This window comes from Janthinobacterium sp. SUN100, assembly GCF_030397705.1.
Taxonomy (GTDB): Bacteria; Pseudomonadota; Gammaproteobacteria; order Burkholderiales; family Burkholderiaceae_D; genus Janthinobacterium; species Janthinobacterium kumbetense.
Window position 1 is genome coordinate 2089127 of sequence record NZ_JAPUBU010000001.1, and the last position, 24829, is coordinate 2113955.

The window sequence follows — 24829 nt, forward strand, 5'->3', positions numbered from 1 at the left end:
TCAAGAGAATCTCACATGAAAAAAGTCCTCATCTTAGGCGTCAACGGCTTCATCGGCCACCACCTGTCCAAACGCATCCTGGAAACCACCGACTGGCATGTCTACGGCATGGACATGAACACGGACCGCATCACGGAATTGCTGGAAGATGACAACTACAAGTCGCGCATGCACTTCTTCGAAGGCGACATCACGATCAACAAGGAATGGGTCGAATACCACGTCAAGAAATGCGACGTCATCCTGCCCCTGGTCGCCATCGCCACGCCATCAACCTACGTCAAGCAGCCGCTGCGCGTCTTCGAACTGGACTTCGAAGCCAACCTGCCGATCGTGCGCTCGGCCGCCAAGTACGGCAAGCACCTGGTCTTCCCGTCGACCTCGGAAGTGTATGGCATGTGCCATGACGAGGAATTCGACCCGGAAAACTCGGAACTGATCTGCGGCCCGATCAACAAGCCGCGCTGGATCTATTCGAACGCCAAGCAGCTGATGGACCGCGTAATCTGGGGCTACGGCATGGAAGGCTTGAACTTCACCCTGTTCCGTCCGTTCAACTGGATCGGCGCCGGCCTGGACTCGATCCACACGCCAAAAGAAGGTTCCTCGCGCGTAGTGACGCAATTCTTCGGCCACATCGTGCGCGGCGAGAACATCTCGCTGGTCGATGGCGGCGCGCAGAAACGCGCGTTCACCTACATCGACGACGGCATCGATGCGCTGATCCGCATCATCGCCAACAAGAACGGCATCGCCAGCGGCAAGATCTACAACATTGGCAATCCGACCAATAACTATTCGATCCGCGACCTGGCCGGCATGATGCTGACCCTGGCCGCCGAATACCCGGAATACGCCGAAGGCGCGAAACACGTGAAAATCGTGGAAACGACCTCGGGCGCCTACTACGGCGCCGGCTACCAGGACGTGCAAAACCGCGTGCCGAAAATCACGAATACCTGCGAAGAGCTGGGCTGGGCGCCGACCACCACCATGGCCGATTCCCTGCGCAACATTTTCGACGCCTACCGCAGCCAGGTAGCCCAAGCCAAAGCACTGATGGATTAATGTTGAGCAAGCCGTTCCTGACCCTGAAAATCGACGTCGATACCTATCGCGGCACCCGTGAAGGCATGGGCAATCTGGTGCGCATGCTGGCCGCGCACCAGGCCAAGGCCACCTTTCTGTTCTCGCTGGGCCCCGACCACACGGGCTGGGCCCTGCGGCGCGCCTTGAAACCCGGCTTTTTCAGCAAGGTATCGCGCACCTCGGTGGTCGAGCACTACGGCTTGAAAACATTGATGTACGGCACTTTGCTGCCGGGACCCGATATCGGCAAGCAATGCGCGGCGCAATTGCGCGCCGTGCGCGATGCCGGTTTCGAGTGCGGCATCCACACCTGGGATCACACCCTGTGGCAAGACAACGTGGCCAAGCGCAACGCCGCCTGGACCATCAACATGATGCGCAAGGCCGCCAACCGCTACGAACAAGTGTTTGGAACAAAGCCGCACACGCACGGCGCGGCCGGCTGGCAAATGAATGTCAGCGCCTTTGTCGAACACGACACGGCCGGCTACCGCTTTGCCTCCGATGGCCGCGCCATGCTCGACGCGCGCGGCGCCATGGTGCATCCAAGCAATGGCCCGCACCGCGTGCGCAACGGCAACACGATCCTGCAATGCGTGCAATTGCCCACCACCCTGCCCACCCTGGATGAATTGCTGGGCTGCGAAATCGACGGCAAACTGATCACGACCGGCAATGTTGCGGCGCATATCCTGTCATTGACGGCCGACAATCCGCGCGATCACGTATATACCTTGCATGCGGAACTTGAAGGACAGAAACTCGCCCCCATTTTCGAACAACTGCTGGCTGGCTGGAAAGCCCAGGGCTACCAGTTTGCAGCGATGGGCGATTATTATGAAAAGATAAAAAATACGGACTTGCCCGTTTGTCCCGTCACCTGGGATGAGTTGCCAGGCCGTTCGGGACGCCTGATTGTGCAGGGCAAAGCGGCCTGAATGCTGTATTGTTGCACCTGGATGCGTTGCCAGATTAAAAACAGCGCTGATGATCACCGTTCAGGAGAGAACCTGTGGCTGATAGCCAATCCCTCGTTAGCATACCCGACTTTAGCGCCGCGATGACCAGCGGCAAGACCTTTCAGTTGCTGGGCCGCCCGGCCAAGGCCACGGTGCTGTTTTTCTATCCGAAGGACAACACCCCTGGTTGCACCACGGAAAACATCGCCTTTCGCGATGCGTATTCGCAATTCGTCGCTGCCGGCGTGGAAATCTACGGCATCAGCCGCGATTCCCTGCGTTCGCACGAAAGCTTCAAAGCCAAGCTGGAGCTGCCATTCGAGCTCATTTCCGACCCGGACGAAGCCGTTTGCCTGCTGTTTAACGTCATGAAGATGAAACAGATGTACGGCAAGACGGTCCGTGGCGTCGAGCGCAGTACGTTTGTGATTGACGCCCAGGGCCGATTGGTGAAAGAATGGAGAGGCGTGAAGGTCGCAACTCACGTGGAAGAAGTGCTGGAATTCGTAGCGCATCTGAATTGATCGTCCATTTTGATCCAATGCGCGTTGCCGGCTTCCAGCGAGCTTAGTTCAACCGCAGTTCAGTTCACGGTACCTATCGCCATTTTGAGTCAACGAAGCGCCTCCATCCACTCCGCCAGGCGGGCCTGCAGCCCGCCGATGGCGTCCATGACCGGCCATGCTGCCGGCCTTCCGGCAGTTACTCGTCCTGTAGCATTGTTGTTCCCCCGCATCCACCCCATGAGAAGTGCCGCCAGAAGCTGGCTGCCCATGGGCGATTCATTCCAGAAATTTTTTGATTGAGATCCTGATGCCACTGCCAAAATTACCGAGCAAGCCAGCCACCATCCTGGCCACCCAAGATTACCCAACCGCAGGCGCAGCGCGCCCGGCCACCAAAACCCCGGCAGCCAAGAAAGTGGCTGCACCGATCATTGAAGCGGCGATCGCCGAAGTTGCCAAGCCAGTCCGCAATGCGGCCACGAAGATCAAGCAAGTGGCGGCCCTGATGGTCGCCAAGCCGGTACAGGCGCCCGCACCGGCGCCAGTGACCGCAGCCCCTGCTCCTGCCGCGAAAAACAAGCCGGCAGCCAAGGGCAAGGTCACGCCGCTGAAATCCGTCAAGCAAGTCGAGCAGCCGCATCCGGCCAAGCACAAGGCGGTCGAAGTCCAGCTCAAGTCGTCCGCCAGCCGCGCCGCCGACCAGCGCGGCATCAGCAAGCTGTTCGTGCTCGACACGAACGTGCTGATGCACGATCCATCGTCGCTGTTCCGCTTCGAGGAACACGATGTGTACCTGCCGATGATGACCCTGGAAGAGCTGGACAACCATAAAAAGGGCATGACGGAAGTGGCGCGCAATGCGCGCCAGGTCTCCCGCACCCTGGACGCCCTGATCAGCAACACGGATGACGACGCCATCGAGCACGGCATCCTGCTGTCCAAGCTGGGCAACAAGGATGCCAAGGGCCGTCTGTTCTTCCAGACGCGCCTGCAAAGCGCCGACTTGCCGGCTGGCTTGCCAGTAGGCAAGGCCGACAACCAGATCCTGGCCGTCGTGCGCTCGCTCGAGTCGGAACAGGACGGCCGTCCCGTCGTGCTGGTGTCGAAAGACATCAACATGCGCATCAAGGCGCGCGCCCTGGGCTTGCCAGCCGAAGATTACTTCAACGACCATGTGCTGGAAGACACGGACTTGCTGTACTCGGGCATCGTGCAATTGCCGGACGACTTCTGGAACAAGCACGGCAAGGACATGGAATCGTGGCAGGAAAGCAAGAACGGCTACAGCTCCACCTTCTACCGCGTGACGGGCCCGTTCATTCCATCGTTGCTGGTCAACCAGTTCATCTACCTGGAACCGAAAAACGGCGAAACGCCGTTCTATGGCCAGGTGAAACAGATCAACGGCAAGACGGCCGTGCTGCAAACCCTGCGCGACTTCAGCCACACGAAGAACAACGTGTGGGGCGTGACGGCGCGCAACCGCGAGCAGAATTTCGCGCTGAACTTGCTGATGAATCCAGAATGCGACTTCGTCACCCTGCTGGGCCAGGCCGGCACCGGCAAGACCCTGCTGGCCCTGGCCGCCGGCCTGGCGCAAGTGCTGGAAACCAAGCTCTACAATGAAATCATCGTCACCCGCGTGACGGTGCCGGTGGGCGAAGACATCGGTTTCCTGCCAGGCACGGAAGAGGAAAAGATGTCGCCATGGATGGGCGCCTTCGACGACAACCTGGAAGTGCTGAACAAGTCCGACTCCGATGGCGGCGAATGGGGCCGTGCGGCAACGCAAGACCTGATCCGCTCGCGCATCAAGATCAAGTCGCTCAACTTCATGCGCGGCCGCACCTTCGTCAACAAGTTCCTCATCATTGATGAAGCGCAAAACTTGACGCCGAAACAAGTCAAGACCCTGGTCACGCGCGCCGGTCCCGGCACGAAGATCCTGTGCCTGGGCAACATCGCCCAGATCGACACGCCGTACCTGACGGAAGGCTCGAGCGGCCTGACCTACGTGGTCGACCGCTTCAAGGGCTGGACCCACAGCGGCCACGTCACCCTGGCGCGCGGCGAGCGTTCGCGCCTGGCCGACCACGCCAGCGAAGTACTGTAAGTGATGGCGGGCGGCGCGAGCTGCCCAGTTATTCGAAAGCCCCGGCTGCAGCGATGCAACCGGGGCTTTTTTACGTTTGCAGCGCCTGGCGGCCGCCCCGCAGAGTCATGCATCCCGCGCAGCGGACTATCTCCAGGATTTCAAGCGATGCTTTTCTAGACTCTAAAATAGACACGCCACACAATCATTGTTCGGTAAACCGCCAGACGGTCAATCCATACAGCGAGCCCAAATTGTCCATTTCCTCGTGCTGTTGATAACGACGCAGTGCCGGCACCACATCCAGCGACTGCCATAGCCCGGCCTTGGGGCAGGGATCGCCAGCCTTGGCGCGCAACTCGTCGGGTGCCATCGGGTCGGTGCCTTCCGGTGCGTAATCCTTTCTTGCCTGCCTGGCGAAATCGACCAGATCCTTGGGGTAGAACTGCGCGCTGGCATAACTGCTGTCATCAATGTCGAGCAGAAAGGTGATGGCCGCGGCTTCCCAGGACCAATAGCCCCAGAAGGAAATATCCCGCGTATGCGCATCGTAATAAGGCTCGCGCCGGCTGGCGTGATACCAATCTTCCAAATACTCGGCCATCAAGGCAGGACGGTCTTTTTCCGATGCTGAAAAAATTTTCAGCGTCTTAAAATAAGGCAGATGTCGTACGCAATCATTCAACGAAACAGATCGATCTTCCGAGTAATAACTTAATATTCTCTCAATCATCCCGTCTTTTTCATGATTATTAAAATCTATAATTCTAATCAACCTCGCCACCAAACCATCCCAGCCCAAAAGTATGGCAAAGCAAAGCATTCTATTTACTTTGTTATATTCCTTTCCTGGCAATGCAAAATGAGGGAACCCACGATCATTTTCGTTTTTCTGACTATTATCATATTCCTCATTGTATTTGGCATATAGTTCCCAACACTCCAATGCCTCTGGATAGAGTGATCGAATTTCATTCACACTATGTCCAGCACTGTACATATTTGCGATATTATTGACAACATTCCATGCCTGTTCTTGAGTGGCCACCATGAAATTATATAACGGTATTTTTCTTAATTTTTCCTCCGGCTGTCTAAAAGCCTTTCGTAATTTCTCAAGACAGGTGATGGTTCCTACGAAATTCTCCTCATAAATATCATAGGCTAACAAATTTTCTCTCTTTTTTTTTGAGAAATCATCGGAACTTAATATCGCATTCATTCATCACCTCTTTATGATATTGTTTGGCAAGTCAAGGATTATTTGCACATGATGTTCAGAACCCCTTGATTTTTTATGCAAACTTAGTTGCCGTCCTGCAACAAGAGATATCCAACGTTTATATGGCGCTAAAATTTCAGGATCTATTGCGGCATCTATTCTGTAATTTGATATTTTTGATTTTGCTTTTCTTCCAGACTCAGTCAAGTTCTCATCCACTATCGCTTGAGCTATCCACTCATGGCTCATCTGCGTAGCCAACTTCGTTTTTTTATTGGCTTTATTTAACCCGCTTCTTACTTCACCGGTCTTTCCTGATCGATCTATTTTAACAATTTTATTCGCGTGTTCATCACGCCCCTCATTGTTGAAAATATCAGGCTTTCCATTTTTTACCGGATGGGCTGCCTCATTTTCCCGCAATGCTTGAAATTTCTCCTGCATCTCTGCCGGCAGGGCCGCAATTAAAGTAAAGGAATCAAAAATACTTGATTTAGTCTCACCAACAATAAATGGCTGCCTAATATTCAAAGGATTTGACCATAGATGATCCAAGCCATGATGCGGCATGCTATGTTCCTCGGTCAATCGCCCTCCATTATTCACCTTGAGATGTTTCCCCTTAATGTGATAATCGGTTATATGTTCCGCAGGCACCCCGCTACGCCAATTTTTCTTTTTCTCGCCTTTTTTCTTGGTATTAACCTTGGTGGTATTCGGCGTGGCCTTGTTTTCCTTCGCGTCCTTGTTTTTCTTCGCCAGCAGTTTCTTGTCGGCCCCTGCGGCGACCTTTCCTTCTTTCTTGGCAACGGTCGTGGCCACGTCCTGTCCCTCTTGCCGCACGACCTTGCCCGAGGTAGTCCCTAGCGCGGCCGTGGTGTGGGGAAGTTCATTTCCCATCATCTTCGCGTGCACTTTTTTCAGGTCGGCAAACGCATCGTCGATCATCCGCGGCCCCTGCTTCTGCAATGCCTTGAGTTCGCCGATGAGCTGCCTGATTTCCGGGCCGCCGGCCATGGCTTTGATCACCCAGCTGTCGATGCCGTCGATGAAGGTCTCGATGGCACTGTTGAACAGGCCTTTGCTATCCTTGCTCAGCGCGCCCCAATCGATCTTGCGCATGAATTTTTCAACGTTGCCGCGCAGGGTGGGCGACACCGCTTCAAGCACGCGGCCGAAATGGCTGCCTTGCTTCATGAGTTTAAAGCCCACTTTCAGACTGTCGCCCACTGCCGGCACGCAGCCGACCAAGGTGATCACCAGTTCCACCCAGCCGCCCACCGCCGCCGGCGACCTGGAAATCTGGATCACGCCCAGGATCAGATCGCGCGCATCCATAGCCTGGCCGACGCCCGGAATCACGCCGAGGATGCCAGTGACGATGATGTGCGATGGCGAGGACCCTGCACCTGTCACCAGTTCAGCCAGCCAGCCGCCGATACCGTCGTCGGCTTCGCGCAAGGCGCGTCCGGCTGGCGAAACGATATTACTCATACCTGACCCTCGCCATTGTCGTGCCGTTCACGATAATTTTTTTTCAGCTTCCCTGTCTTCAGGCGTCTCTTCATCGGCATAGCGGTAATCGTCATAGTGGAAATCGTATTCCAGCGTAGTGCTCCCCGCGCCGGGCGGTCGCTCAGCGGCCATTTCGGCTAATTCGTCCGGAAAATAGTTGTCTTTATAATATGCATCTTCCTGCGCCAGATACTTTTCGAAGACGGCTTGAGCCTCTTCATCGGTACGCGGTTTGGCGCCGATCACCTGATTGGTTTTTTGTTTCTTGCGTGGTTCGGCGTCCCGTTCATCCTCGCCGTACAGCACCACCGCACCGCTGTTCGGAATATCGTCCAGGCGGGCAAAGCCATGCGCATCCAGCTTGCCTTCCATCGTGACGCCATTGGCAAACAGGAGCGTGTACGGCGCACCAACCATGGGTTGCAGATCGTCCCAGCGGTAATTCAGTTCCAGGAAATTTTTAGCCTGGCCGGCCTGCGGCAGATAGGGCAGCTTCGCTGCGCTGCTCGCCGGCCCCGTCAACTCCTTCATGCTGGCCTTGAACTCCATCTTGCCCGGCCCGTGGATCTCGATATTGCCGCCTTCGAGTTTGATGCAGGCGCCCTGCACCGTCATCAACACGTGCTGCTTGGCCGCGATGGCGACGCTTTTGGCGGTGCTCGTCACAGTGACCGCCTTGTCGGCGGTCAGGCGCGTTTCGCCGGACTGGCTCTGGCTGCTGACCTTTCCGCTGGCGGCATGCAGCCTGATGCCGGTTTCCTGGTTCGGCTTGCCGGCGTCGCTGGCCTTGCCGTAGGTGAACAGGCTGATGCCGGACTGTACAGCGTAGAAATAGTTGCCTTGCGCGCCAAAGTTGATGTCCTGGCCGGCCACGATGCTGGCGTTATTTCCGGCGCTGAAGATGGCATGGGCCGGCGTGGTAGCGGCGATGCCGGCCGGGCTGGACAGTTGCAACAGCGGCGCGCTGTAGGCGATGGCCTGGGCCTCGCCGCTGCTGTCGCTGGCCTTGAGCGCGTCTATGCTGTGCCGCATTTGCTGCAGCGCAGGCAAGGCGTCCGGCGACGCTTCAGCCTGCCCATGCTCGTCCTTCAGGGCGGCGTTGTGTTTTTGCGCCGTTTGCGCCAACGTCATTTGCAGCGCCAGGCTGTGTTCGATTTGCGCCACCGCCTCGCTTGCATCCATCAGGCTGCCGCCGCTGCGCTGATGCGTCGACAGCAACAAACCTTGTCCGGCGCGCAGCGTGGCGCTGTGCTCGGTCTTCAGTTCGGCGCCAAAACCTGCCGGCGCCAGGCGCTGGTTGTCCGTCTGGTGCCGCAAATGCCCCAGATTCAGTTCTGCCGTACCCTGGTGCGCGGCGGCGTGGCGTTGCAGCGACAGGCGAGACTGGCCGGGGCTGTCATCGAACACCAGCTGGCTGTAGGCGCCGCTGCCCAGGCCGCTGCTGCTCATCGTTTGCGACTTGATGCCGGATAAGGCCGCCGGATGAGCGTGGCCAGCCGCGGTGCCGGGAAACCAGGCGGGGGCGTTGCCGGTCGCTACGCCAGCGCCTTGGACCACCCGGTTTTGCTGCGCGTCCGGCTGGCCCTGGCCGTTATAGACCGTGCCGATGACGACCGGACGATCGATGTTTCCTTCTAAAAAGTCAATCACCACTTCCTGGCCGACGCGGGGCACGGCATGGCCGCCCCAGTTGGCGCCCGCCATAGACGCCAACGTCGTTGCCACGCGCACCCAGGTACCGGCGCTGTCATCGCCGGGCGCGCCGGTATGGCTGTCGACATGCGGGTGTGGCAGGCGGCTGTGGCTGAGCGTGCCCCGCTGCCAGTGAAATTGCACCTTGATGCGATGGTCGCGATCAGTATGGATCACGGCGCCGGGAGGCCCGACCACGATCGCCGTCTGCTGCCCTGCCACGGTCGGGCGCGGATGCAGCAGTCGACCGTGCTGGTCTGCGCCTGTGGCGCGATAAGGAACGCTGCGGCGGATCGCATCGATGCGGTTACGGTACAGGGGCCGCTCGGCGATGCCCGCCACTTGGTGCAGGCTGCTATCCTGCTCCTTGCCGATCGCCATGGCCAGCGGACAGGTACTGAGTCTCTCCGTGATGCTGGCCTGCAAGTCGGCACTCAGGTTGTTGTGCATCAAATGGACCGTGCGCACGATCAAAAAATGGCGTTCGTCGTCGCCGGCCGCGTCGAACAGCGCATGGCCGTGCAAGCTGAAAGTGGTGCCGGGCGACAGCGTGCGCACGGTGCCGGCGCCGACGTGGACCTCCTTGCCGGCCTGTAGCGCTTGCAACTGCCTGACGGCGATGCGCTGCCCCTGTTCGCGCGACGCGTAAGCATAAGCGCCCGGCGCGTCGCGGCTGAGCAAGGTCGTGCCGGATGCGTCGCCATGGGCGGCGACCGGGCGCTGATCCAGTGAACGGTAATCCCAACTGCCCATTTCGATGGCATTGGTTTGCTGACGCCACTCGATGCGCCAGCGGTCGATGCTGTCGACCTTCATCACGGCGCCCGGCTGGGTAAAGTTGACGGCGGACTGGACATTTGGTGGAAACGCACCATTGTGGTCCGCGATGACCAGCGTGTGGCGGCCCAGGGACGGGCTGCTGGCGTCGCCCGTATGCTCAAAATAGTAAAACAGGCCCTCTTCCAGCATCAGCCGTTCGGCAAACGCCAGGTCGCTTTCCTGGTACTGGGTGGTCAGGCTGCGTGGTGAATACACGGCGCGCTCGGCAATATCGAAGCGCCATGCGGGTGCCAGCTTGCCTTGACCCTGGTACGCGGCAAAGAGCGCGTCGAGGATATCGCACACGGTCAGGTCCTGGAACACGCGGCTATCCCGGCCGCGCGCCAGGAACGCGGTCCACGGCTGCACGGCCAGCTGATAACGCGCCAGGCCACCATTCGCGCCAACCCGTTCGACGGCGGTAATGTGGCCGTGAAACGGGCGCCAGTCGTCGGTGCTGGTGACGGTCAATAACTCAAGCAGAACGGGCTGACCGATCAGTGCGCGCAGCGAGATGGAGGCGTCGGTGGACAGGGCCGCTATCTGAAACGCGAACCCTTGACTGAGCCCTTCCTCGCCGCGCACACATTCGGCCAGCAAGTGGTTCTCGCCCAATGGCGTGGTCAACCGCAGCAATCTGGTGGCTTGCGTGAAGCCCGCAAGCGGCGAAGTGAGCATCGGATACTCCCAATTGGCGGTCTCCCGTCAAAAAATTACCAAATATGCATTCTTATTAAAGACATTACACCTCAGAATTATTTTTCTAGCAAGAGTGATTCAATTGAAATCCGCGCTGCCAGACGGGGCAGTCGGCCTTGCCCGCACACGGCTTTGCGCTGGTGTTCGCCCTGTTCTCGTTGCAACTGTGCGCCTTCAAGCTGCTGCCGTTTGCCGGCTTGAACGGGGGACAGGCGCTGCTGGCGATCTTGCTAGCGTGGCTGGCGGCGTTTGCTTGGCATGGCTGGGAAAAACATGGGGATGTAGTGGGCTGGCGCTATTCTTTTTTGTAGACCTGTCGTATGCTCGCACCACTATCCCATCCAATAAACGCGACCGGCCAAGGAGATCGCATTTTCTCATTCGACACCTGCGGTACGCAGCTGGCCCTGTGGGCAATCGGTGCCTACCAGCGCTATCTGTCGCCCCATAAAGGGTTTTCCTGCGCCTACCGCGTGCTCACGGGACGCGACAGCTGTTCTGTGTATGGCCACAGGGTCATCGCCCGCCATGGCTTGCGGCCGGGACTGTCCCTGCTGCGGCGCCGCTTGCACAGCTGCAGCGCGCACCACCGCCTGCACCAGGCCCAGCACGCCAGGGGCCGCAGTGCGCGCCATCGGGCGCAGGCAGGGTATTGCGATCTGCCTGTCCCCGATTGCGGCGACTGTGCCTGCGACTGCGCCGATATCGCCAACCTGGCCGATTGCACCTGGTTAGGCCGCAGCAAGAACCCGAAGTGGTTCCGCAACGACTATGCAGCCAGTGCAGCATTGAAACGACAGCAAGAGGAACACCGCAAGAAGCTGCGGCAAGGGCGGGATGCGGGCAACTGAAATTCATACATTCACTTACAAATGAAATATTCATTCATGAAATGAATAATATCCATTATCACTGTGAATTGGCGGGAAGCGGGACGGCGGCCTATACTCATGCCGTCTCCCCTACACTGCGTCCCATGCACACCCAGCTCAGCCCGCACACACTGCGGGCTTTTTGTTCCCGGCATTTGCCACTCTGCCATTCCACACAATGGTTTTTCAATAACAAGAACAGGGCACGGCTTTCACCGCCAGCCCAGCACCCGACAGGGAGCCCATCATGATCGTGCGCGAGCGTCCTTCGGCGCTGCGGCTGTTCCTGGTGGTGCGCGGTTCCGTCCTGCCGCGCATCCGCACCACACTCATCGTCAATACCCTGATCGCCACCCTCGTCACGTGGTGCCACGGCACCTTGTTCGACCACAAGGTCATCCTTACCACCATCCCGTTTACCCTGATCGGCTTGCCGCTGGCCATCTTCCTGGGCTTTCGCAACACGGCCGCCTACGACCGCTACTGGGAAGCGCGCAAGCTGTGGGGCGAACTGGTCTTGCGCAGCCGAAATTTCTCGCGCCAGTGCCAGACGATGATACGCGGCGACATCCCGGCCCACGCCAGGCTGGGTCTGGAAGACGTGCGCGTGCGCATGATTTACCGCACCATCGCCTTTTGCCACGCGCTGCGCCACCAGCTGCGCGACACGCGCGGACCAGCCGACTTGCAGCCTCTGCTGCGCCCGTCCGAATGGGAAGCGGCTTGCCAGGCCACGAACCCGTCCGACTACCTGATGCTGCAGATGGGCCACGACCTGGCCGATTGCGTCCGGCAAGGCCGCATCGACAGCATCCTTGCCACGCAGATCGACAACACGGTCTCGGCCATGGTGGGCGCGGGCGCTTCGTGCGAACGCATCCGCAGCACGCCGATTCCCTTCTCCTACTCGCTGCTGCTGCACCGCACGGCCTACCTGTACTGTTTCCTGCTGCCCTTCGGCCTCGTCGATTCGCTGGGTTTCATGACGCCGTTCGTCGTCGCCATCGTCGCCTACACCTTCTTTGGCCTCGATGCCCTGGGCGACGAGATCGAGGAACCGTTCGGCGAAGACGCCAACGATCTGCCGCTGTCGGCCATGTGCCGCGCCATCGAAATCAGCTTGCGCGAATCCGTGCAGGATGAAAACGTGCCGCCGCCCATGCAAGCCGTCGATTTCCTGCTGAATTGATCCACATGCCAGCTTTCCCCTTGACCTTACCATCGGGGGAAGGCTTACAGTGGCAGCACTTAATCATTCAAGGAGTGCTTGCCATGTATCAGTTACAAGTTGAAAACATGAGCTGCGGCCATTGCGTCGGCTCGGTCACGAAAGCGGTGCAAGGCGTCGATCCGCAAGCCCAGGTGCAGATCGACCTGGCCAGCAAGCGCGTCACGGTGGAGTCACCGGCCGAACTGGGCGCCATCAGCGCGGCCATCGTGGAGGCGGGCTACCCCGTTACCAGCGCGCAATAAACAGCAAGGACACGACAGCCGGCCAATGCGCCGGCTGTTTTTGTTTACCCGTCCAGTTCAGGGTAATGGCGAAAGATGCCTTCTTCATTGAACGGGATCCTGCGCTTCGACTTCAGGTAACGGGCAATATTCGGCCGCGCCGCCACGGCGTCATGCAGGTCAGACAAGGCAGGATATTCGGGCGCCAGGCGCGCCATGGCTTGCGGAAACGCATAGTGTAAACCGGCCAGCATCTGGAACAGCGACAGGTCGCCATACGTGAGTCTTGCACCCACCAGATACTGGCCGCGGCTGCGATTATTCAGCAGGACCTGGGTGAAATAATCGAGGAATTTGGGCAAGCGTGTTGCGCGGAAATCCGCACTGCGCAGCATGGCCGCCTGCTTTTGCTCTTCGTAATACTGATTCATCGACAGCGGATGGTGCGTGTCATGCACTTCCGTCAACCAGTCGGCCATCGTCAGTTGCAACTGGTTCAGCCACAAACGGCCGCTTTCCGCGCGCGGCGCCAGGCCCAGGCGCCGGCCCAGGTAGAACAGGATATTCGGCGTCTGGCCGATCAGCATGTCGCCGTCGCGCAGCACGGGCGGCGCGTAGGCGGCCTCGGGCGTGCTGTCGCCATCGAGGCAGGCCAGCATCGCGGGCATGCCCTGCCCCGGGCGTGCGGGCAAGCGGGCGATGTCACGGTAATCGGCGCCCGCCTCTTCCAGCGCCAGGCGGATGAATTCTCCGCGTCCCTGTATCGTGGGCCAGTAGTACAGTTCATAGACCATACACACCTCCGTTGATTTACATCAATGGCAACATGGTTTCGCTTCCGTGTCGCCGGCCAGTCCCAGGCTTTGCAGAATGGGGCAATCGGGCTTGTCGTCGCCGTGGCACGATTGCGCCAGGTGGGCCAGGGTATCGCGCATTTCCGTCAGTTCAGCGATGCGCTGATTCAAGTCCGCCACGTGGGCCAGGGCGATGCCTTTCACGTCCGCGCTGGCGCGCTGGTCGTTTTGCCACAGCGACAGCAGTTCGCGGATCTGTTCCAGCGAAAAACCCAGGCCCCGCGCGCGCTTGATAAAGCGCAAGGCGTGCAAATCATTCGGCGTGTAGATGCGGTAACCGGCGTCGCTGCGCGCGCTGGGTTTTAGTAAGGTAATGCTTTCGTAATAGCGTATCATTTTTGCCGATACGCCCGTCTCGCTTGCCGCCTGGCCGATATTCATCCTTGTTGCTCCTTGGTATGCGCGCTACCTGTATGACTGCGGGCTTTCCAGCGGCGCAGCAACAGGGCATTGCTGATCACGCTGACGGAACTGAAGGCCATCGCCGCGCCCGCCACCATGGGGTTGAGCAAGCCGAAGGCGGCCAGCGGAATGCCGATCAAGTTATAAATGAAGGCCCAGAACAGATTTTGCCGTATCTTGCTGTAGGTGCGGCGCGAGATATCGATGGCGTCCGCCACCAGGGCCGGATCGCCGCGCATCAGCGTGATGCCGGCCGCATGCATGGCCACGTCCGTGCCTGTCGACATGGCGATGCCCACGTCGGCGGCCGCCAGCGCGGGCGCATCGTTGATGCCGTCGCCCACCATGGCCACCTTCGCCCCTTCGCCTTTCAGCGCGACAATTTTAGCGGTTTTATCGGCCGGCAGCATTTTCGCCGCCACCGTATCGATGCCCAGCAGCTTGCCAACGGCGTCCGCGCTGCCCTGGTTATCGCCCGTCAACATCACCGTGCGGATGCCCAGGCTGTGCAAATGGGCAATGGCCGCATGCGCGTTCGGCTTGACCTGGTCGCTGAAGGCGAACAGACCCAGCAGTTCCGATCCCGCAGCCAGCCACGAAATCGTGTTGCCCGTGGCTTCCAGGGACAAGGCCTGTTCCGCCAGCGGCGTCATGTCTACATGCAACTCCTGCATCAGCCGCGTGCTGCCCAGTTTCAACTCCAGGCCATCGACCTGGGCCGCCAGGCCACGCCCCGGCAAGGCCGACAGGCCCGTGGCGGGCAAGGGTTCGAGGTGGCGCGCGGCCGCCGCATCGAGCACGGCGGTAGCCAGGCTGTGCTCGCTGCCACGCTGGATGCTGGCCGCCAGTTGCAGCAGCCGGGCATCGTCGATGCCATGCGCATGCAGGGCCGCCAGCGCAGGCTTACCCACCGTCAGGGTGCCCGTCTTGTCGAACACGACGGTATTGACGGCGTGCGCCACTTCCAGCGCTTCCGCATCCTTGATCAGGATGCCGTAACGGGCAGCGACGCCCGTGCCGGCCATGATGGCCGTCGGCGTGGCCAGGCCCAGCGCGCACGGGCAGGCGATCACCAGCACGGCCACGGCATTGATGATGGCGTTTTCCAGCTCGCCCGTGACAAACCACCAGCCCAGCATGGTCAGCAGCGCCAGCACCAGCACCACGGGAACAAAGATGGCGCTGACCTTGTCGACCAGGTGCTGGATCGGCGCCTTGGCTGCCTGCGCATCTTCCACCAGACGGATGATGCGCGACAAAGTCGTCTCGCCGCCCACGGCTTGCGTGCGCACCAGCAACAAGCCATCCGCATTGATGGCGCCGCCCGTGACCTTGTCGCCCGGATGCTTATCGACCGGCAAACTTTCGCCCGTGATCAGCGATTCGTTGATCTGGCTGGCGCCTTCCACCACCACGCCATCGACGGCTACCCGCTCGCCGGGACGGATCACCACCAGGTCGCCCACTTTGACTTGTTCCACGGGCAAGTCGATTTCCACGCCGTCGCGGCGCACGCGGGCCGATTCCGGACGCAGGACTTGCAGCGCGCGAATGGCAGAGGCCGTCTGGCGCTTGGCGCGGCTTTCCAGCCATTTTCCCAGCAGCACCAGGGTGATGACGACGGCCGACGCTTCGAAATACAGGTGCGGCAGCATCTCGCCCGCCGTCAGCCACTGGTAGACGGACAAGCCATACGCGGCGCTCGTGCCCAGCGCCACCAGCAAGTCCATGTTGCCGCTGCCGGCGCGGGCCGCCTTCCAGCCCGCCTTGTAGAAGCGCGCGCCAAAATAGAATTGCACAGGTGTCGCCAGCGCGCATTGCAGCCAGCCGGGCAGCATCAGATGGATGCCGGCCCATTCGAGCAGCATGGGCAGCATCAGGGGGAAAGCCAGCACGGCCGCGAACGCCACTTTCAGGCCGTCGCGGTTCGGTGCGGCAAGGGGCGCGCTGGTCCGGCTGGCGGCGGGCATGGTGGCTTCATAGCCAACCTTGTCGATGGCGGCGATCAAGGTGGCCGCATCGGCCTCGCCCGTCACCTTGATGCGCGCGCTTTCCGTGGCCAGGTTGACGCTGGCGGCCAGCACGCCCGGCACCTTCAGCAAGGCTTTTTCCACCCTGCCCACGCAAGAGGCGCACGTCATGCCGGCGACGTTCAGGTCGATTTCGCGCTGCGCCACGCTGTAGCCAGCCTTTTCCACGGCCGCCTGCAAGGTGGCCAGGGGAATCGGCGTGCTGGACGTGACCTTGGCCACTTCGGTGGCCAGGTTGACGCTGGCCTGGGTCACGCCGGGCACGGCGGCCAGGGCCTTTTCCACGCGGCCCACGCACGAGGCGCAGCTCATGCCTTCGATGGCCAGCGCCTGCGCATGGGCGGCGGAGGGAGGAGGAGAACTGGAATTGGCGGGAGCGAGTGCGGCCTGGTTCATGGCAGATCCTGTACGAAAGAGTAACGAATAGGGTCAGGATCTGCTATCCCATGATGGGAAGGTCAAGCCCTATTTGCACGGTGTGCCGGGCTTGTTTGACAACGTTTAACGCACGACGCAATCGATGGCGGCCGGCTTGCCGCTGGCGGCGCCCGGACCCGATGACGACGATGAAAAGACCGGCGGCGGCGTGAACGGGATGCCGGGATTGACAGGCAGCATCACGGGCGGCTGCTTGAAGCTGGGCGTAAAACCGAACTGGCCGGCGGCAAAATTTTGCGTCCCGGCAGGATTGGTCACGTGAATCAAGCCATCGAGCACCTGGACATACAGGCCCGGCGCCCTCGCCCCCCCGCCTGGTGTAGGTACCGTCGGCACCGCCTGCGCCGAGGCCGGCACATAGGTAGCAACAAACGTCGTGCCGCGGATGCCGATGGTGGCGGCCGGCGTCTTCATCTCGAAACGCTCCTTGTTGCGCTTGCCCAGCAAGCCCGTGACGGAACGCAAGCCGCCCTTGAGCAAACTGAAGATGGCGTGGTCGCCGTCGGGCTGCTCGGCCGTGTAGCTGAATTGCTCGATGACGAAACTGGTATTCGGCTTCAGGGTGATTTCGCTATTGTCGATCAGCTTGATCAAGGCATAGGTTTCCTTTTCCGTCAGCAAGGTGTCTCCCTGCTCGACTTCGGACTTGATGGCCAGGATTTTCATCTTGCCATCCGCCTTCTTGGCCATCAGCGGACCGCTCAACTGCATCACCGTGCCCGCCACCTGGCCAGCCCAGGCGTGCGCGCCCACGCACATCAGGGCCAGCCACAGCAAGGCCTTAATTGCAGTACATTTTTTTTGCGGCATCATCGTATTTGTATCCTGTGGGTTTATCTGTGGCATCGGCAACATCCTTGCTGTCTTTCTTCTTGTCATCATCCTTGGCTGGCGACGCAGAAGCGAGCGGGGCGTTGGCACGGTCGGCCTGCTTGATGATACGCAAGGCTTCATCGATGGCTGCGCTGGCGCTGGCATCGATGGCGGGCTTGTCGACGGTCGTGGCAGGCAGGAAGATGGCGTCCGCCATGTTCACCGTGCCATTCGGCGCCAGCAAGCTGACGTTGGCGCGCTGGCGGTTGATGCGCACGCCCGAGTCGCCCGTGATGCTGCCTGCTTTCGCCAGCACGCTCATGTTTGCCGCAGCCGGCAAGGCGAAGCTTGCCGTGTCCGCAAAGCGCACATTGCCCCCCGCGCTGGCGCTGAAATTGCCGCCGCCGAGGACCTGCGCATTGCCTTCGATACGAATGTCGCCGCCGGCCGCCAGGCTGATGTCGCGCGCCGCTGCCAGCTGCGCGCCATTGCCCAGCAGCACATCCGTGCTGGCATTGAGCGCAATGTCCTTGCCCTCGATCTTGCCGTTGACGGTGACGGGGCTGTGCGCCGTCACGCTGACGTTGCCGCCATTCGCATTGATGTTGCCGGCCGTGACGCCGCCCGTGTTGTCGATGGCAATGTTACCTGCGCCTGTAACCAAGGTTCCCAGGACCAAGGTGCCCGGCGCCGAGGTATTGTTCAGCGCAATGCCGCCCCCTGCGCTATTGCTGGCGGCAAAACTGCCCACCTGGTTGCTCGCATGGCCCAGCACGATGCCATCGCGCGCCTGCGCAGCCAGGCTGCCGGCAAGCAAGGCACCATCCTGACCGATAGCGCCGTTCAGGGCGCTCAGTTTCACCTCGTTGGCCGCCAGGCTGGCGAAGCGCATATCGCCCGCCGCTTGCGTGATGGCCAGCTGGCCCGCCAGCCGGATGGCGCCGGCCGTCTGATTAAAACTGTTGGCGACGAGCAAGTTACCGTTGCCGCTCAGCATGCCGCCGCCTTGCGCATAACGGTCGGCCGACAGGCTGCCGTTCAGCAGCAAGCTGCCGCCGTTGATTTCCAGGCCCGCCAAGCCGCCCAGCACGGAGAGGTCCAGCGCGCTTTCACCGAGCGTCAGGTTGCCGCCCGTCAACAACAAGCCCGACGCCGAATGCAGGCTTTTCAGGATGGTGCTGCCGGCCGCCGCGCTGTAGGTGACGATGCCCTTGCTGTTGCTGAAGTCGACGGCCAGCACGTTCGCGCCTTCCGGCACCACGCCGCCGTCCCAGTTGGCCGCGTCGCTCCACAAGCCGCTGCCGCTGCCGACCCAGGTTGACAATTGTTTTTGCGCAATCGTTGCCTGCGCCGTGCCGCCCGTCGTTTCCAGTGTGTAATTGCCCGCATCGGCGCCCGCCAGGCGGAAGCCGCTGGCCGTCACCAGCTTGCCCGCGCCCGCGTTCTTGTCGGCAAAGCTGCCGTTGCCGCCCACCACGCTGACCACATCCTGGCCCAGCACGCCGTTCGCCGACGCGCTGACGGCCGCATTCGTGGTGCCGTCATACACCTTGCCGGCTGCGTTCAGGCTGGCCAGGGTCAGGCTGGCGGGTGTAATGCTGGCCAGCAAGCCTGTCGGCAAGACGATAAAGTAATTGCCCGCATCGGCACCCGTCAGCGCCGCGCCACTGAGCTCTACCGCCTTGGCCGCGCCCACGTTCTTGTCCGCAAAGTTGGCCGCTGCCGAGGCCACCAAGCTGTCGCCGGCGAGACGGTCATCGCCCAGGACCAGGCTGGCGCCCGTCGTGCCATCGTAGACCTTGTTACCTGCCACGCCGGACAGATTCAGCGCGCGCGCGCCGATGTCGGCCGTGGTGCTGCCTGCATTCGCGCTCAGCACATAGTTGCCCGCATCCGCGCCATCGAGTCCCACATTCGTGACAGTGACGGTTTTTCTCGCACCAGCGTTCTTGTTGCCAAACGCGGCGCTGCCCGCCACCGTCAGGCTGTCTCCGCTGATCCGGTCGTCGCCGAAGCCGACTTGCGCGGCCGTCGTGCCGTCATACGTCTTGTTGATGCCGTTAAAGTTCACGTGCAAGGTGCGCGCGCCGATATCGGCCGTGGTGCTGCCTGCATTCGCGCTCAGCACATAGTTGCCCGCATCCACGCCATCGAGCCCCACATTCGTGACAGTGACGGTTTTTCCCGCACCCGCGTTCTTGTTGCCAAACGCGGCGTTGCCCGCCACCGTCAGGCTGTCTCCGCTGATCCGGTCATCGCCGAAGCCGACTTGCGCGGCTGTCGTGCCGTCATACGTCTTGTTGACGCCGTTAAAGCTCACATGCAAGGTACGCGCGCCGATGTCGGCCGTGGTGCTGCCGGAATGGGTGCTCAGCACATAGTTGCCCGCATCCGCGCCATCGAGCCCCACGTTCGTCACGGTGACGGTTTTTCCCGCACCCGCGTTCTTGTTGCCAAACGAGCCATTACCGCTTACGCTCAAGGCGTCGCCCTGGATGCGGTCGTCGCCGAAGCCGACTTGCGCGGTCGTCGTGCCGTCATAGGTCTTGTTGACGCCGTTAAAGCTCACGTGCAAGGTACGCGCGCCGATATCGGCCGTGGTGCTGCCTGCATTCGCGCTCAGCACATAGTTGCCCGCATCCGCGCCATCGAGCCCCACATTCGTCACGGTGACGGTTTTTCCTGCACCCGCGTTCTTGTTGCCAAACGCGGCGTTGCCCGCCACCGTCAGGCTGTCTCCGCTGATCCGGTCGTCGCCGAAGCCGACTTGCGCGGCCGTCGTGCCGTCATACGTCTTGTTGATGCCGTTAAAGTTCACGTGCAAGGTGCGCGCGCCGATGTCGGCCGTGGTGCTGCCTGCATTCGCGCTCAGCACATAGTTGCCCGCATCCACGCCATCGAGCCCCACATTCGTCACGGCGACGGTTTTTCCCGCACCCGCGTTCTTGTTGCCAAAGGCGGCGTTGCCCGCCACCGTCAGGCTGTCTCCGCTGATCCGGTCGTCGCCAAAGCCGACCTGCGCTGCCGTCGTGCCGTCATACGTCTTGTTGACGCCGTTAAAGCTCACGTGCAAGGTGCGCGCGCCGATGTCGGCCGTGGTGCTGCCGGAATGGGCGCTCAGCACATAGTTGCCCGCATCCGCGCCATCGAGACCCACATTCGTCACGGCGACGGTTTTTCCCGCACCCGCGTTCTTGTTGCCAAATGAGCCATTACCGCTTACGCTCAAGGCGTCGCCCTGGATGCGGTCGTCGCCAAAGCCGACTTGCGCGGCCGTCGTGCCGTCATAGGTCTTGTTGATGCCGTTAAAGCTCACGTTCAGGACGCGCGCCGTGATATCGGCCGTCGTGCTGCCCGTGTAATCGTTGAGCACATAATTGCCCGCATCGGCGCCCGTCAGGTGGCCCGTCGCCACCTGGTAGTCGACGCTCTTGCCGCTGCCCACGTTCTTGTCGCGGAAGCTGCCCAGCAAACCGGCCATGCCGACCTGGTCGCCCGCCACCATGCCTTCAAAATAGCCATCCAGGGCCGCTTGCAGCGTGCCGTCGTAGACGCGGCTGTGCGCGCCCGTGACGCCATAGTTGAGCACGCGCGCCGTGATGGCTGCCGTGCCGTCCGCCGTCGTCGCGGCCAGGCTGTAGTTGCCCAGCTCATTGCCGTCCAGGGTCAGGCCACTGGCGTGCACGGCCTTGCTGCCGCCCGCATTCTTGTCGAGGAAGGCGGCGCTGCCGCTGATGCGGATATTGTCGCCCGTTACCACATTGCCCAGCACGAAGGTGGCGCCGTCATAGCCCAGGTTGCCGTCATATACCTTGCCATTGCCGCCGATGCCGACCGTCAGGATGCGCGGCGTGATGGCATAGGTGGTCGTGCCGCCCAGGGTGATGTCGTACTTGGTCGACCACAGCCCCGTCAGGCCGTAGGTACCCACATTGCGTGCATTGCTCCCGTAGCCGAGGCTGCCATTCACGCCTGCGTCGCCGTCGAGCAGTCCCACGTAACCTATCGTGCCCAGGAAGGCGGCCAGCTGGCCATCGTAGACCTTGCCGCTGGCATTGTCCGTGACATGCACTTGCAGCGGTTTCAGGAGCGCCTTCAGCATCGGCGTCGTATAGCCATCGTAGATGCGCCAGACGCTGCTGAAATTGAAATCGTTGAAGCTGCCCTGCTGCTGCATCTGCGCCGTGGTGCGGCCGCTGGCGCCGCCCTGGTCCATCAGGATGCCGGCCGTCTCATAGTTCCAGAAACCAAACGCAATGCCCGCGCCCACATCGGCGCGGCCCACCAGCCCGCCCACCGTGCCGCCCGCAAAGCCGCTGCCGGTCACGGCGCCGCTGCTGTAGACGTGGCTGGCGCTGCTGCCCGCCACGCTCCAGCCGATCAGCCCGCCCAGGTTTGCGCGGGGCACCGCCTGGTCGCCATCGGCCGACACGCCGACGGCGCCGGTGGCGTAGGCGTCGCTGATGCTGCCGCCATTGCGTCCCGCCAGGCCACCGATATTGGCCGCGCCGCGGGCGGCGCCCGTGGCGTAGGATTGCGAAATGGCGCCGTCATTGTTCCCCACCAGGCCGCCGACCTTGTCGCGCGCTCCCGTCACGTCGCCAGTGGCGTAGGCAGCATCGATACTGGCGCCGGCCAGGTTTGCTCCCACCAGCCCGCCAATGCTGCCGCCATTGGCCGCATTGATGCCCGCGACGCTGCCGCTGGCGCTGGCATTGCGCAGCGTGCCGCCGTTGCTGCCGACCAGGCCGCCGACGGCGCTGGCGCCGCTGACCGTGGCGCTGCTGCGCACGCTGTCCAGCGTCCCGCCGATATTCAGGCCGACCAGCGCGCCGACATTGTTCACCCCCGCCACGCTGCCATTTTGCAGGGCCAGGTTGCGTACCGTCCCCCCCTGCACCTTGCCGAACAGGCCCACGCCGGAGCTGACGGTCGGGTTCAGGGCATTGATGTACAGACCGTTGATGACAAAACCGCCGCCGTCGAACATGCCCGCATACCCTGCGCCATCGCCGCCGGCGATGGGCGCAAAACCGGCGCCCTGGTTCCAGCTGGTCGTGCCGCTGGCGTCGATATTGCCCATCAGCCGATAGTTGTTGCCCAGCCCCAGGCTGCCGATGCCTTGCAAGCCGTAGATATCGACGATCTGGTATGGCGCGACCGTGCTGCCGTCGCCGCCGCTCACGCGCAGGAAGCTGGCGCCCGGCGCAATGGCGAAGCGGCTGGCCGAGAAAGCGGCCAGGCTAGGCGCATTTTGCATCCACGCGCCGCCGTCGAGGGCAAACAGGCCGCCTACCGTGACGGCGCCCGTGGCCGTGATGGGGGAAGCTGAATTGAGGCGCAGGTCGCCCGCCAGATTGATCGCATTCGAGATGCGCATGCCGCCCGTGTTACTGCCGTCGCCGATGGTCAGCGAGGATGCCGAGATGCCGCCCAGTTCGGCCGCGTCCAGGCCCAGGGCGCCGCCGGACTTGCTGCCCAGGTCGATGAGGCGCGAGCTGCTCAGGGGCTTGATCGCCACGCTGGCGCGCCCGCCGGTGCCGCCGAAATCCAGCGTGCCGCCGAGGCTGATGCTGTCGGCCTGCAAGGTCACCGTCTGGCCGCCGGTGCCGCTGCCCGTCAGCCGCGCGCCGCCGCCCGTCAGGTTGATTTCGCCGCCCGAGAAATTGGCGCGCAGGGACAGGTTGCCGCTGCCGACGCTGACCACGCCGCTGCCCGCCACGCTGGCGCCGGACAGCGACACATTGCCGCCGTTCGTCGTGATCGGCGCGTTCAGGTGGATATTCGCGGCGGGACCATACGCGCCGCCGCTGCTGGCGTCGTTGGCCGACAAGGTCACATTGCCGCCGTTGGTGCTGATGGCCGCATACACATTGATCGTCTCGCCCGCCGTGGCGCTCAGGCCGATGCCGGGATTGAGCATATTGACGGCGCTGCTGAAATTGATGCGGTGCTGGGCCTGCAAGGTCACGTTGCTGTTGGCGTTGGAAATCACGTCGGCGCCGATGCTGGTGCTGCTGGAGGGCTGACCTTCGGCAAACTCGTCCACGTCACCGAGGCTGCCGCCGCCGCCTTGCACCACATCGATATCGTAGGGGTCGAGCAGCCAGGTGCCGCGCTTGCCGCGGCGTGCGCTCGTATCGACACGGATGCCGCCCACGGCCAGGGAATGGCCCGAGGTTTCCACGAAACCGCCGTCGCCGCCTTGCGCGCCGCCGCGCGCGGAAATGCTGCCGTGCACCTGCGCCGATTCATTGCCCCAGGCGATGACCTTGCCGCCGTTGCCGCTGTCGATGGCATCGGCCTTGACGCTGGCGTCCTTGCCGACGAGCACTTGCCGCGCATTCTGCACGGCCGCGTTCTTGCCCTGGTAATCGCCGCCCAGCAAGACCGTGCCGCCGCCCGTGGCGCCGCTGGCGTCAATCGCCGCATTGCCCAGCAAGCCCACCTGGTCGCCCAACACCTGGATGTCGCCGCCCTTGCCCGACGCGCCCGTGGCGCTGGTGACGCTGCCCCCTTCGAGCAGCGCCTTGCCGCTGGCCTTGAGGACGATCCTGCCGTTGTCGCCGACGACGGCGCTGTTCGCGTTGAGCACGCCGCGCTGGCTGACCAGTGCGCCGGCCATGCCGATGCTGCCGCCCTGGGCGATGATCTGGCCCAGGTTCAGGGCCTGGTCGGCGGGCGCCGACACCAGCACGCGCAATTGCGGATTGCCGGGGTCGGCCAGCTGCACGCTGCGCCCGGCCGCCAGGATCACTTCGCCGTTCGGCGCCGTGATGAGGCCCGTGTTTTCCACGTTCGGCGCGATCAGCAGCACTTCTCCGCCCTTGCCCGCGTTGATGGTGCCCGCATTGCCGACGGCACCGGCCACGCCGCCCGCCGTGAACTGGCGCTTGCCGGCCAGGAAATCCTCGTTCGTCATGCCCAGGCTGGACGCCACCAGTCCATTCACGTCCACTTTCGCGCCCAGGCCGAAGACGATGCCGTTCGGATTGATCAGGAACACCTTGCCGTTCGATTCGAGCGCGCCCAGGATCTTGCTGGGGTCTTGTCCCGTGATGCGGTTGAGTACGGCGCTATTGCCGTTTTGCTGGATGAAGCGCGTGATTTCGCCCGCATGGATGGAAAAGCTCTGCCAGTTGATGATGGTGTTGGGCGTGTTCGTGATCGAGAACACATTGCCCTGCTGGTTGAACGTCGCCTGTCCATGGACCACCTGCGGCAAGGCGGGGTTGGCCTGCGCCGCGCCGAAGCAGCCGGCCAGCAGCAGCACCAGCGCCGTGCGGCGCAGGGGTAGCGCACGAGGTGAAGAAAATAATGGCGTCAGGATGAAAACGGAGGCGTGCTGGGCATGGTTTTGCATGGTGTTCATCCT

16 protein-coding genes are annotated in these 24829 nt (G+C 61.8%); 8 read left to right on the forward strand and 8 right to left on the reverse strand.

From position 1 onward, the window contains the following. Positions 1-15: 15 nt before the first annotated feature. From O0881_RS09220 to O0881_RS09235, 4 genes are all read left to right on the forward strand, one after another. On the forward strand, positions 16-1068 hold the full coding sequence (locus tag O0881_RS09220) for a bifunctional UDP-4-keto-pentose/UDP-xylose synthase (protein WP_070290550.1): 1053 nt from the start codon (positions 16-18) through the stop codon (positions 1066-1068). Then, positions 1068-2027, forward strand: coding sequence for a polysaccharide deacetylase family protein (locus O0881_RS09225; protein WP_077407497.1), 960 nt, complete (start codon positions 1068-1070; stop codon positions 2025-2027). Before O0881_RS09220 ends, O0881_RS09225 begins: the two co-directional genes overlap by 1 nt. 74 nt (positions 2028-2101) lie before the next feature. After that, positions 2102-2572, forward strand: a complete 471-nt coding sequence (locus O0881_RS09230; RefSeq protein WP_034785468.1) for a peroxiredoxin — start codon at positions 2102-2104, stop codon at positions 2570-2572. Positions 2573-2861: 289 nt separating this feature from the next. Beyond that, on the forward strand, positions 2862-4667 hold the full coding sequence (locus tag O0881_RS09235; protein ID WP_289911006.1) for a PhoH family protein: 1806 nt from the start codon (positions 2862-2864) through the stop codon (positions 4665-4667). Positions 4668-4851: 184 nt separating this feature from the next. On the opposite strand, the gene O0881_RS09240 is transcribed toward O0881_RS09235, so the two are convergent. Genes O0881_RS09240 through tssI form a run of 3 tightly spaced genes read right to left on the reverse strand, consistent with a single transcriptional unit; the run spans position 4852 to position 10572 of the window. Next, a complete protein-coding gene (locus O0881_RS09240) occupies positions 4852-5868 on the reverse strand; it encodes a PoNe immunity protein domain-containing protein (protein WP_289911007.1) in 1017 nt (338 codons plus the stop codon). 3 nt (positions 5869-5871) lie between these two features. Beyond that, on the reverse strand, positions 5872-7362 hold the full coding sequence (locus O0881_RS09245) for a hypothetical protein (protein ID WP_289911009.1): 1491 nt from the start codon (positions 7360-7362) through the stop codon (positions 5872-5874). A 27-nt stretch (positions 7363-7389) separates the two neighbouring features. Next, positions 7390-10572: a type VI secretion system Vgr family protein gene (gene tssI / locus O0881_RS09250; RefSeq protein ID WP_289911011.1), complete on the reverse strand. Its 3183-nt coding sequence runs from the start codon at positions 10570-10572 to the stop codon at positions 7390-7392. Positions 10573-10709: 137 nt separating this feature from the next. Here tssI and O0881_RS09255 point away from each other — a divergent pair, with 137 nt between their 5' ends. From O0881_RS09255 to O0881_RS09270, 4 genes are all read left to right on the forward strand, one after another. Continuing rightward, on the forward strand, positions 10710-10904 hold the full coding sequence (locus O0881_RS09255) for a hypothetical protein (protein ID WP_289911012.1): 195 nt from the start codon (positions 10710-10712) through the stop codon (positions 10902-10904). Between the two features lie 9 nt (positions 10905-10913). Continuing rightward, on the forward strand, positions 10914-11444 hold the full coding sequence (yidD, locus tag O0881_RS09260; protein ID WP_289904092.1) for a membrane protein insertion efficiency factor YidD: 531 nt from the start codon (positions 10914-10916) through the stop codon (positions 11442-11444). Between the two features lie 268 nt (positions 11445-11712). Then, positions 11713-12654 (forward strand): bestrophin family protein, encoded by a 942-nt coding sequence (locus O0881_RS09265; RefSeq protein WP_289911014.1) that lies wholly within the window; start codon positions 11713-11715, stop codon positions 12652-12654. Positions 12655-12737: 83 nt separating this feature from the next. Beyond that, entirely contained in the window at positions 12738-12938 is a 201-nt protein-coding gene (locus O0881_RS09270; RefSeq protein ID WP_077407505.1) for a heavy-metal-associated domain-containing protein, read from the forward strand. A 44-nt stretch (positions 12939-12982) separates the two neighbouring features. Here the strand turns inward: O0881_RS09270 and O0881_RS09275 are convergent, their stop codons facing one another. The 5 genes from O0881_RS09275 to O0881_RS09295 all read right to left on the reverse strand — a co-directional run bounded on the left by O0881_RS09275 (position 12983) and on the right by O0881_RS09295 (position 24817). Continuing rightward, entirely contained in the window at positions 12983-13711 is a 729-nt protein-coding gene (locus tag O0881_RS09275; RefSeq protein WP_289911016.1) for a glutathione S-transferase, read from the reverse strand. 21 nt (positions 13712-13732) lie between these two features. Continuing rightward, positions 13733-14152: a Cu(I)-responsive transcriptional regulator gene (gene cueR / locus O0881_RS09280; protein WP_289904088.1), complete on the reverse strand. Its 420-nt coding sequence runs from the start codon at positions 14150-14152 to the stop codon at positions 13733-13735. Next, on the reverse strand, positions 14149-16599 hold the full coding sequence (locus tag O0881_RS09285) for a heavy metal translocating P-type ATPase (protein ID WP_289911018.1): 2451 nt from the start codon (positions 16597-16599) through the stop codon (positions 14149-14151). Before O0881_RS09285 ends, cueR begins: the two co-directional genes overlap by 4 nt. A gap of 105 nt (positions 16600-16704) precedes the next feature. Beyond that, entirely contained in the window at positions 16705-17454 is a 750-nt protein-coding gene (locus tag O0881_RS09290) for a FecR family protein (protein WP_289911019.1), read from the reverse strand. Continuing rightward, the gene (locus O0881_RS09295) at positions 17423-24817 is read right to left on the reverse strand and encodes a YDG domain-containing protein (protein WP_289911021.1); all 7395 of its coding nucleotides are present in this window, start codon (positions 24815-24817) and stop codon (positions 17423-17425) included. The genes O0881_RS09290 and O0881_RS09295 overlap by 32 nt, the downstream gene beginning before the upstream one ends. Positions 24818-24829 lie beyond the last annotated feature (12 nt).

What these genes read in the sequence shown, in the direction of transcription:
- O0881_RS09290 (WP_289911019.1), bottom strand. Translation starts at nt 17,454, where the DNA reads ATGATGCCGCAAAAAAAATGTACTGCAATTAAGGCCTTGCTGTGGCTG.
- O0881_RS09240 (WP_289911007.1), bottom strand. Translation starts at nt 5,868, where the DNA reads ATGAATGCGATATTAAGTTCCGATGATTTCTCAAAAAAAAAGAGAGAA.
- O0881_RS09245 (WP_289911009.1), bottom strand. Translation starts at nt 7,362, where the DNA reads ATGAGTAATATCGTTTCGCCAGCCGGACGCGCCTTGCGCGAAGCCGAC.
- O0881_RS09220 (WP_070290550.1), top strand. Translation starts at nt 16, where the DNA reads ATGAAAAAAGTCCTCATCTTAGGCGTCAACGGCTTCATCGGCCACCAC.
- O0881_RS09295 (WP_289911021.1), bottom strand. Translation starts at nt 24,817, where the DNA reads ATGCAAAACCATGCCCAGCACGCCTCCGTTTTCATCCTGACGCCATTA.
- O0881_RS09265 (WP_289911014.1), top strand. Translation starts at nt 11,713, where the DNA reads ATGATCGTGCGCGAGCGTCCTTCGGCGCTGCGGCTGTTCCTGGTGGTG.
- yidD (WP_289904092.1), top strand. Translation starts at nt 10,914, where the DNA reads ATGCTCGCACCACTATCCCATCCAATAAACGCGACCGGCCAAGGAGAT.
- tssI (WP_289911011.1), bottom strand. Translation starts at nt 10,572, where the DNA reads ATGCTCACTTCGCCGCTTGCGGGCTTCACGCAAGCCACCAGATTGCTG.
- O0881_RS09225 (WP_077407497.1), top strand. Translation starts at nt 1,068, where the DNA reads ATGTTGAGCAAGCCGTTCCTGACCCTGAAAATCGACGTCGATACCTAT.
- cueR (WP_289904088.1), bottom strand. Translation starts at nt 14,152, where the DNA reads ATGAATATCGGCCAGGCGGCAAGCGAGACGGGCGTATCGGCAAAAATG.
- O0881_RS09235 (WP_289911006.1), top strand. Translation starts at nt 2,862, where the DNA reads ATGCCACTGCCAAAATTACCGAGCAAGCCAGCCACCATCCTGGCCACC.
- O0881_RS09270 (WP_077407505.1), top strand. Translation starts at nt 12,738, where the DNA reads ATGTATCAGTTACAAGTTGAAAACATGAGCTGCGGCCATTGCGTCGGC.
- O0881_RS09275 (WP_289911016.1), bottom strand. Translation starts at nt 13,711, where the DNA reads ATGGTCTATGAACTGTACTACTGGCCCACGATACAGGGACGCGGAGAA.
- O0881_RS09285 (WP_289911018.1), bottom strand. Translation starts at nt 16,599, where the DNA reads ATGAACCAGGCCGCACTCGCTCCCGCCAATTCCAGTTCTCCTCCTCCC.